We start from the raw sequence: 8,783 nt of genomic DNA, 5'->3' as shown, positions 1-8,783 counted from the left end.
CGGGGATTGCGCCGGCCTCTTTCGTTTGTTCCGGCAAGACCTGCCCGCGGCCGCCCGCGGGTTCGCGCGCTCCTCCTTGTTGATGGGGCGCTTGGTGCAGCCGCCGCGGGTCCTGACCCGCGGGTCCAACAACCTCTGACCCCCTCCGTCCCCTCCGGGGACACCTCCCCCGCAGACGGGGGAGGAGTTAAATCGACCTCTTCCTCCTCCCCCGTCTGCGGGGGAGGTGCCCCGTCTTTCGGGGCGGAGGGGGGCGGACTCCGGGCCCACATTCGGGCCCAACACCCCCACGTTTCAGGTGGGCCCGTTGAGCCGGGTAAAATCCCGGATTTATTGGCTTTTAGGCGGCTAAAAAGCCAAATATCTGTCGGCGGGTTTGGGCCAAATTCGAAAAGTTGGGCCAACGATGATGGGCGTCGGTATGGATGGCTACTCGGCTGCCTTGGCCGTCTGCGCCGGCGCCCGCACGCCGCCTTTGGTAAACATCGCATCGATCTCCGACGCGCTGAATCCCAGTTCGTGCAGGATGTCAGGACCATCCTCGCCAACGTGCGGCGCGTGCTGCTGCGGGGCGTGCTCGCCGGCGGGCGGCAGGCCGGGGATGTTGGCGACGGGCATGCGGCCAAAGCCGTCCTGCTCGATCCAGTCGACCGCGCCCGACTCCTTCACATGAGGGTGGTCGAGATAGTCGGTGTAATTGTTCACCCGCTCGCAGAACACGTCCTTGGGCTGCAGGATGGCGATCCACTCCTCGGTGGTCTTGGTCGGCATCGTCTCGTTCAGCGCCTTGATGATCCTGGGCGCGTTCTTGATGCGGTCGTTGTGACCCTGCAGGTCGGGATCGTCGGCAATGTCCTGGCGGCCGATCAGTTCGAACAGCAGCCGGAAGTGATGCGGCCGCATGGCGCTCACCATGATGTAGCCGTTCTTCGTCTTGTAGCTGCCGGCCGGCATGTAGAGGACCGGCGGCGCGCCCTTGGAGAACACCCATTCCATCAGCTTGGCGCCCTGGAAGGCGGCGGCCGAGCGCATCAGGCTCGAATCGATGAAACAGCCTTCGCCGTAGCGGAGCTGGCGCATCAGCGCCGGCGCCAGCGCCTGGAAGGTATAGAGGCCGGTCGTGACGTCGACGGCGATCATGCCCTGCCGCCACGGCGTGCCGTCGGGCATCCTGTTCATCACCATCATGCCGCTAAAAGCCTGGATGAGGCCGTCGACCGTGGGCCGCTTGCTGTAGGGGCCGGTCTGCCCGAAGCCAGAGACCGAGCAATAGACGACCTTGGGATTGATCTTCTTGACGTCCTCGTAGCCGAAGCCCAGGCGCTGGATGACGCCGGGGCGGAAGCTTTCCATCACCACCTGGGCCTTGGACGCGAGCTTCTTCACCACGGCGATGCCGTCGGGCGATTTGAGATCGAGGGCGATGCTGCGCTTGCCGCGATTGAAGGCAACGGAATGGGCGCAGTGATCGCCCTTCAGTTCGCCCAGCGCCCGGCCCCAGTCGCCCTCGGGCGGCTCGATCTTGATGACATCGGCGCCATGCAGGGCAAGCAGCATCGAGGCGTGCGGCCCGGCGATGCCCTGCGTGAAATCGAGGACGGTGATGCCGTCGTAAGCGCCTTTGATCGTCGTCACTGGATCCTCCCGAGGGCGCTGAACGTACGTTTACCAACGCCGTCGATGCAAGGGCCGCCCTGCAGGGAAGCCATGCGCGCATGAAGAAAAGTTACGGAAAGCGGAACAGAAGCTCGCTTGAGGTGGGGGGCCGGTCGCGATCCAATGAGTGCAAATGCACCTATTTAGGAGCTTGCCATGACCGCCCTTCCGCTGCCGATCGCGGCCCTTGCCGCCGCCAGCTATGTGGCGCCCGCTTTGGTGGCGCCTTTCTTCCGCCGGCTGATGCTGCAGCCGCGTCGGCATGTCAGCGCGCCGCCGGCGCTGACGCTACGCGCCGCCGACCAGCGACTCGATCTCGGCGAAGGGCTGGTGGCGTGGCGCTGGGGCGAGGGGCCGATCGTCCTCCTGGCGCATGGATTCGAGGGTAGCCCGGCCCAGTTCGGCGCCGTGATCGACGCGCTGGTCGAGCGCGGCTACGCGGCGGTGGCGCTCGACATGCCGGCACACGGCGCCTCCGGCGGCGATGAAGCCTCTCCCGGCACCTTTGCGCGGGCCGTCACCCAGGCGCTCCGCCGACTCGGCCCGGTCCATGCGGTGGTCGGTCATTCGCTGGGGGCAGCGGCTGGCCTCTATGCCGTGGCGCAGCGCGGAGATGTCGGCCGTATTGCGCTCGTTTCCTCGCCGAGCGCGCTGGAGCGGGTGCTACGCGGCTTCGCCGGCGCCGTAAGGCTTTCCCGACGCGGCGCCGACGCCTTCGTGGCGTCGGTCGAGCGGCGCGTCGGCCAACCGGCCGCCGACTTCGACGTCAAACGGCTCGCACCCCTGCTGTCGCTGCCGATTCTGCTGATCCACGACCAGAACGATCGCCAGATTCCGGTACGGGAGGCCGCGCGAGCGGCGCACATGCTGCCGACCGCCGAACTCATCGTCACGCGGGGACTCGGCCACAATCGGCTGCTTGCCGACCCGGCGGTCGTGACGGCCTTGGTAAATTTCGTCGCCGCTCAGGAAATGACGGGCAGTGCCTGAACGTCGTAGGCGTGGGTGATCTTGCGGCCGAGCACCGGATCGTCGAGCTCCATCTCGAAGCGCGGTGACGGCCGGATCGTGCCGATGGCGGGCATGGTGCCGCAGAACATGACGGCGCCCATGGGCAGGCGCTTGTTGTCCTGCCAGCCGAAGATGAGTTCACGCGGATCGCGGATCTTGGCCAACGGTCCTTCCTGGTAAAGGACTCGCTTGCCGGCTTCCTGGATAAAGCTGCGCAGCATGAGCTTGTCCCAGTGCGGCTCGACTTCCTCGAAGCGCCAGGCGGTGCGGCCGATGGGCTTGGCACACATCTGCTTGGAAACGGCGATGCCGTAGCTTTCGACCTTGCGATCGGTATGGTCGGCGCCAACCGTGACCCAGAGGCGATCGGCGGCGCCGATCAGCACGGGCTCGACCTCGCCCGAGCTGTCGTCGCCCAGCACCTGGATGCTGTCGGCCTGGGTCAGCATCTGCGCGGCGGCGCGATAATAGATCGGCACCCGCGACGGCGGCTGGACGCCAATCGACTTCAGTTCCTCAATGTGGTGGTTGAGCGCGGCCACGTCGCGGCCGGTCCAGCCGGCGATCACCAGATCCTTGATGTCGACGGCGACTTTCTCGACCGCCCCCTTGGCGTGGCCGTCGAACTCCAGGCGCGCCATGTCAGAGAACGGCGAGCTGCGAATTCAGGAGATCGGTCACCAGCATGTAGCCCGGGGCATGGGTGATGCAGAACGCGGGCTTCACCGTCGCCACGACCGATTGCGGAGTGACGCCGCAGGCCCAGAATACCGGGAACTCGTCGTCGCGCACCGGTACGGCGTCGCCGTAGTCGGGCTTGGCGATGTCCTTGATGCCGATCAGCTCGGGCTTGCCGAGATGCACCGGTGCGCCGTGGACCGAGGGGAAGCGCGTCGTCACCTGCACGGCACGAATGGCGTCGGCGGGCTTGAACGGACGCATCGAGACGACCATCGGCCCGTGGAACGGGCCGCTCGGCTTGCACTCGATGTTGGTCCGGTACATCGGCACGTTGCTGTTGCAGGTCTGGTGGCGCAGCTCGAGGCCGTTCTCGATCAGCGCCTCCTCGAAAGAGAACGAGCAACCCAGCACGAAGGACACCAGGTCGTCGCGCCACACTTTCTTGAGATCGGTCACTTCCTCGACCAGCTCGCCGTTCTTCCAGACGCGGTAGAGCGGGATGTCGGTGCGGATGTCGAGATCCTCGCCCAGCGCCGGCAGGCGCGGATCGCCCGGCTCCGAAGAGGCGAGCAACGGGCAGGGCTTGGGGTTGAGCTGACAGAAGCGCGCGAAGTCGGCGGCGAATTCCCTGGGCAATATCGCGAGGTTGCCCTGCACATAGCCCGGCGCCATGCCCGAGGTCGGCAGGCGGTGGCCGCCGGCGCGGATGCGGCGGCGGGCGTCACGGCCGGTCTCGCCTTTGAAGCTGGTGATCGTGGTGTCCATCGCGAACTCCTAAACATGCCCTCTTTAGACGTGTTGGCCGCCGTTGATCTGGATCTCGGCGCCGGAAACGTAGCTCGCGCCCTTCTCGCAGAGGAAGTGGATCACGTCGGCCACCTCATCCGGCGTGCCGAGGCGGCGCATGGGAATCTGTTCCTCGACGATCTGTTCGGTGCCGGGCGAAAGAATGGCGGTGTCGATCTCGCCCGGCGCGATGGCGTTCACGCGAATGCCGCGCGGTCCGAAGTCGTGCGCCATCTCGCGGGTCAGAGCCGCCAGCGCCGCCTTCGATGTGGCGTAGGCCGAGCCGGCGAAGGGGTGGACGCGGCTGCCGGCGATCGACGTGACATTGACGACGCAGCCGCGCGCCTCGGCCAGTTCCGTCATCAAGCCGCGTGCCAGTGCGACGGGGGCGAAGAAGTTGACGTTGAAGACCCGCTGCCAGAGGTCGAACGGTGTGTCGATGGCGCCCAGCCGGCCGCCGGTCTCGTCCTTGGGCGAGATCGCCGCATTGTTGACCAGGGCATCGAGCCGTCCGCCGCCCAGGCGCTCGCGGATATCGTCGATGCCGCGGGCGACATCGTCGGCCTTCGCCAGATCGATCTGCACATGGTTCTTGTCGCCGCCCGGCCAGGGGCAGAGCACGCTGAAAGGCTGACGCGAAACGGTGATCACCCGCCAGCCGCCGGCGCTGAATTTCTTCACGGTCGCATGTCCGATGCCGCGGCTGGCCCCGGTCAGGACCAGGGTCCGAGCATTGTCGTACTGGGTCGGGGGCTTCATGGCGGGTTCGATTCCAAACAGGTGAAAGCCAATCTTACCCCGCCTCGGCATCATTATCGCGGCCGATGTTGTCGCCTACAGGCAGTGGCCGGGCCGGCATCACACCGCGACCTGTTGTGGTTTCGAGTCAAATCTTCGAATTGCCGGTTAACTCATTGTGATTGAAACATTTTTCTTGAATAATGTGAATGCATTCACTAAGCTTTCTGCAGGCCTAGTCCAATATTTCGGACTGCCGGGCCGCTACTTTTGACGAAGCAATTTTGGAGTGGTTCGCCATGCCGGACGACCGCCGCGCGCACGCGCCGACACCTCTTTTGAAAACACGACCTGCCACGATGCTGACTGCTATCGGTCTTTGCGCGGTGATCATCGTCATGCAGCTGGTGCCCGACATCCGCGACATGACCTCCAACCGGGTGCCAGCGCCGGTGATGGCCGGCGCGCGCTGATATCCGGGGCGCTTGTGCGCCCGCTCGGGAACGCGCATTTAGGGTGCCAGGTTGCGCGTGCCCACATCATCCGAAAACGATCAGGCCCTGCCGCTCGGTACGCGGCTCGGCGACTATCGACTCGATGCGATCATCGGGCATGGCGGGTTCGGTATCACTTACCGCGCCTTTGACACCCAGCTCGCCAAATTCGTCGCTATCAAGGAGTACTTTCCGGTCGAGTTCGCCGTGCGTCGGCCCGATGGCGAGGTCGCGCCGCGCGGAGCGCGCTTCACCGACGACTTCGTCTGGGGCCGCGAGCGCTTTCTCGACGAGGCGCGCGCGCTCGCGCGGTTTCGCCATGCCCACATCGTCCCCGTGCTCCGCTACTTCGAAGGCAACGGCACGGCCTACACGGTCATGGAGTTCGAAGACGGCCGCAGTGTGGCGCAGCTCCTGCGCGCGCCGAGCCGCCGCCTGCAGCCCGACGAAGTGCGTCGACTGGCCGAGGGCCTGCTGAGCGGGCTGCGTGCCGTTCATGCCCAGGGATTTCTCCATCGCGACATCAAGCCGTCGAACATCATCGTCCGGCATGACGGCGTGCCGGTCCTCATCGACTTCGGCGCGGCGCGGCAGGCGATGGGAGGGCGCACGCGCACGCTCACCAGCATCCTGACGCCGCAGTACGCCCCCATCGAGCAGTATGCCCTCGACGGCAAGCAGGGTCCGTGGAGCGACATCTATTCAGCGGCAGCGGTCTTGCACCACGCCGTTGCCGGCAGTCCGCCACCCGAAGCGGCGAGCCGAGTCGGCGTGGATCCGTATCGGCCGCTGGCGGTGACGCAGGCCGATCGCTTCGATCAGACGTTGCTCGCGGCAATCGATCGCGGATTGGCATTCGCACCGGACGAGAGACCGCAGACCATCGCGGACTGGAGCGCGCTGTTCGGTGCCGCTCTGCCGCCGGCCGATGACGCGCCGACGCAGCGTCTGCCGGGGGCGGTGGCTGCCCCGCGGTTGGGCGGCGTCAATCGCGAACACTTCGAACCCGTTGAGGATGCGCCGCTGACCGTCCGACCGAGTTCGAACGTAGGCGTTTGGGTGGCCGTCGTGTTGATCGGCGCGGCGGCCTTTGCGTTGTGGCGGTATCAGCCGGAGATTCGTGACCTGCTCGCGAGTGCTTTGCCTTCGAGTCCGCCGGTGGTGGAAGTGCCATCGCGGCCCGAAGTGGGCCAACAGACGGCAATCGCGCCGCCGCCGACATCGCCGCCCGTCGCTGCTCCATCCGCGCCGCCCGTTGCTGGACCGCCCGCCGTTCCCGATCCGTCGGCGCAGAAAGCATTGATCGACCAGGCCCAGCGCGCGGCGAGTGAGGTGCGCACCATGCTCGATCGCGCCGATGAAGCCTCCAAGGCCGCCCGCGCGATGGCCGGCGAAGCGCGTATCGTGGCCGCGCGCGCCGCGCGCTCCGATCTCGAGAACGCCGAACGGCTGTCCTATGACGGCGGCGCGAGCTACATCGGCCAGGTCACTGCCGGCAAGCGGCAGGGTCTCGGCGTCGCCGATCTCGCGAATGGCGAACGTCAGGCCGGCGACTGGGATGCCGATCACCTGAGCGGGCTCGGCATCGTGAGGCTGGGCGACGACTCGCGCTACGCCGGCCAGTGGCGCGACGGCGAGTCGACGGGGCTGGGCGTCCGCGAGAAGCCGGGTGTCGAGCGCACCGAGGGCAATTTCGTCGCAGGGCGCCTGGAAGGCTTCGGTGTCCGTCGGACGCTGACGGTGCCCAACGTCGTGCAATCTGGCGAATTCCATGCCGACGTGCTCGACGGTCCGGGTGTAGAGGTGGTCGGCGACCGCGAACGCTACGAGGGCGGTTTTCGCAACGGCCGGCGACAGGGCTATGGCCAGGTCACCGCGGCGGATAACCGGAAGCGCGCAGGCTTGTGGGAAGACGGAAAGCTAGTCGATTCAACGCCTTGAGGGCGATGGCACGGAAGTTGCGGCCAAGGCTTGCAACCGCTTCCCATGACCTCCGTGACCAAAGCCCTGTCCGTCCTCCTGATCGACGATAATCCTGCCCGCGCCGAGATCGTCGAGTCGGGGCTGCGGGATGCTGGCTACGTGCTGCTCGAGCGCCTGGAGGGCACCTACGATCTGCTGGCGCGCGTCAGCGCGCTGAAGCCTGACGTCATCGTCGTCAGCATCGACAGTCCGAGCCGCGACGCCATCGAAGACCTGCGTCGGACAACCGAAAAGCAGCCGCGACCGATCGCGTTGTTCGCCGACCGTTCGGATCCGGCGACAATTGCCGCTGCGATGGAGGCTGGTGTTTCGGCCTACGTCGTGAAGGGGCTGGCGCAGGACCGCGTGCAGTCGGTCGTCGACGTCGCGATCGCCCACTTCAATCGCTTCCACGTGATGCGCGAGGAACTCGATCGTGCGCGCCTGTCGCTCGTCGAGCGCAAGACAGTCGATCGCGCCAAGGGTCTGCTGATGGAGCAGAAGGGGATCAGTGAAGAGGCGGCGTACCGGCTGTTGCGCAAGCTCGCCATGGATCAGAACAAGCGCATCGGGGAAGTGGCGCAGGACGTTCTGACTTACGCCAAGGCCTTCAAGATTTGATCAAAAAATGAGCCTGCCTCAATAGCGATCATGCTGCATATGCGAGCAGTAAATAACACACAATATTAAGCGCAATTAAAGAGAAGGAAACAAATTTCTAAGTTTTCGTAATTATATCAATATCTTAACGGAACTCTCCGAATCATTTTCTGATTGGCACATTTCCTGCTGCTTTGCAGAAGAGCCCCCAACGATGGGTGGCTCATGAATTAGACGGCAGGCCAATGGCGGTCTGCTTTCTCGGACAACGACGTCCTGTGCGGCCGGCTCATGCCGGCTGAACGGGACGTTTTTTGTTTTTTGGGGTCGAGCGCAATGGGCCATCTCGAGCGACAGAAAGTGACGGTGGGGTTCATCCCTCTGATCGACTGCGCGCCCATCCTGTTTGCCGACATCCTGGGCCTGTTCGAACGTCACGGTCTCGATGTCGAAATCCGCCGCGAGGCCTCGTGGGCGAACATCCGCGACAAGGTGGCGCTCGGCCTGCTCGACGCCGCGCACATGCTCTCGCCCATGCCGCTCGCGACCACGCTCGGCATCGACAGCGTCAACGTGCCGATGATCGCGGCCATGACCCTTCAGCTCAACGGCAACTCGATCACCCTTTCCAATGCGCTGTGGCGGGAGATCGAGGAAGTGGCGCCCGAGTTCGTCGGCGAGCATCGCGCCGAGGGCGCGGCGCTCGATGCCCGCGCCCTGGCGGCCGTCATCCGCCGTCGTGCCGAACTGGGCAAGACGCCGCTCACACTCGCCTCGGTCTTCACCTTTTCTTCGCATAATCATCTGCTGCGGCTCTGGCTGGCGTCGGGCGGCATCGATCCCGACCGCGGCGTG

At 65.5% G+C, this 8,783-nt stretch carries 9 protein-coding genes; 5 read left to right on the top strand and 4 right to left on the bottom strand.

What is annotated here, in order from left to right:
• Positions 1-429: 429 nt before the first annotated feature.
• A complete protein-coding gene (locus EPO55_RS13270) occupies positions 430-1,635 on the bottom strand; it encodes a CoA transferase (protein WP_296337351.1) in 1,206 nt (401 codons plus the stop codon).
• Positions 1,636-1,812: 177 nt separating this feature from the next.
• On the opposite strand from EPO55_RS13270, the gene EPO55_RS13265 reads away from it, so the two are divergent.
• Positions 1,813-2,646, top strand: coding sequence for an alpha/beta fold hydrolase (locus EPO55_RS13265; RefSeq protein WP_296337350.1), 834 nt, complete (start codon positions 1,813-1,815; stop codon positions 2,644-2,646).
• Here the strand turns inward: EPO55_RS13265 and EPO55_RS13260 are convergent.
• From EPO55_RS13260 to EPO55_RS13250, 3 genes are read right to left on the bottom strand one after another with little or no spacing between them, the layout of a single operon-like run.
• Complete coding sequence (locus tag EPO55_RS13260) at positions 2,622-3,308, bottom strand: DUF2848 domain-containing protein (protein ID WP_296337349.1); 687 nt, start codon at positions 3,306-3,308, stop codon at positions 2,622-2,624. The genes EPO55_RS13265 and EPO55_RS13260 overlap by 25 nt on opposite strands.
• A gap of 1 nt (position 3,309) precedes the next feature.
• Complete coding sequence (locus EPO55_RS13255; RefSeq protein ID WP_296337348.1) at positions 3,310-4,113, bottom strand: putative hydro-lyase; 804 nt, start codon at positions 4,111-4,113, stop codon at positions 3,310-3,312.
• 24 nt (positions 4,114-4,137) lie between these two features.
• On the bottom strand, positions 4,138-4,893 hold the full coding sequence (locus EPO55_RS13250; RefSeq protein WP_296337347.1) for an SDR family oxidoreductase: 756 nt from the start codon (positions 4,891-4,893) through the stop codon (positions 4,138-4,140).
• A 278-nt stretch (positions 4,894-5,171) separates the two neighbouring features.
• Here EPO55_RS13250 and EPO55_RS13245 point away from each other — a divergent pair, with 278 nt between their 5' ends.
• From EPO55_RS13245 to EPO55_RS13230, 4 genes are all read left to right on the top strand, one after another.
• Entirely contained in the window at positions 5,172-5,345 is a 174-nt protein-coding gene (locus EPO55_RS13245) for a hypothetical protein (RefSeq protein ID WP_296337346.1), read from the top strand.
• 57 nt (positions 5,346-5,402) lie between these two features.
• The gene (locus EPO55_RS13240) at positions 5,403-7,307 is read left to right on the top strand and encodes a protein kinase (protein WP_296337352.1); all 1,905 of its coding nucleotides are present in this window, start codon (positions 5,403-5,405) and stop codon (positions 7,305-7,307) included.
• Between the two features lie 45 nt (positions 7,308-7,352).
• A complete protein-coding gene (locus tag EPO55_RS13235) occupies positions 7,353-7,949 on the top strand; it encodes an ANTAR domain-containing protein (RefSeq protein WP_296337344.1) in 597 nt (198 codons plus the stop codon).
• A gap of 270 nt (positions 7,950-8,219) precedes the next feature.
• Positions 8,220-8,783 (top strand): ABC transporter substrate-binding protein (locus EPO55_RS13230; protein ID WP_363719046.1); only part of this gene is annotated, 564 nt, incomplete at its 3' end.

The organism is Reyranella sp. (assembly GCF_004296935.1).
In the GTDB taxonomy this organism is placed as follows: Bacteria; Pseudomonadota; Alphaproteobacteria; order Reyranellales; family Reyranellaceae; genus Reyranella.
Note: the sequence above shows the minus strand (reverse complement) of the source record. Positions and strands in the feature narration are given on the sequence as shown.

What these genes read in the sequence shown, in the direction of transcription:
- EPO55_RS13245 (WP_296337346.1), top strand. Translation starts at nt 5,172, where the DNA reads ATGCCGGACGACCGCCGCGCGCACGCGCCGACACCTCTTTTGAAAACA.
- EPO55_RS13255 (WP_296337348.1), bottom strand. Translation starts at nt 4,113, where the DNA reads ATGGACACCACGATCACCAGCTTCAAAGGCGAGACCGGCCGTGACGCC.
- EPO55_RS13260 (WP_296337349.1), bottom strand. Translation starts at nt 3,308, where the DNA reads ATGGCGCGCCTGGAGTTCGACGGCCACGCCAAGGGGGCGGTCGAGAAA.
- EPO55_RS13235 (WP_296337344.1), top strand. Translation starts at nt 7,353, where the DNA reads ATGACCTCCGTGACCAAAGCCCTGTCCGTCCTCCTGATCGACGATAAT.
- EPO55_RS13250 (WP_296337347.1), bottom strand. Translation starts at nt 4,893, where the DNA reads ATGAAGCCCCCGACCCAGTACGACAATGCTCGGACCCTGGTCCTGACC.
- EPO55_RS13265 (WP_296337350.1), top strand. Translation starts at nt 1,813, where the DNA reads ATGACCGCCCTTCCGCTGCCGATCGCGGCCCTTGCCGCCGCCAGCTAT.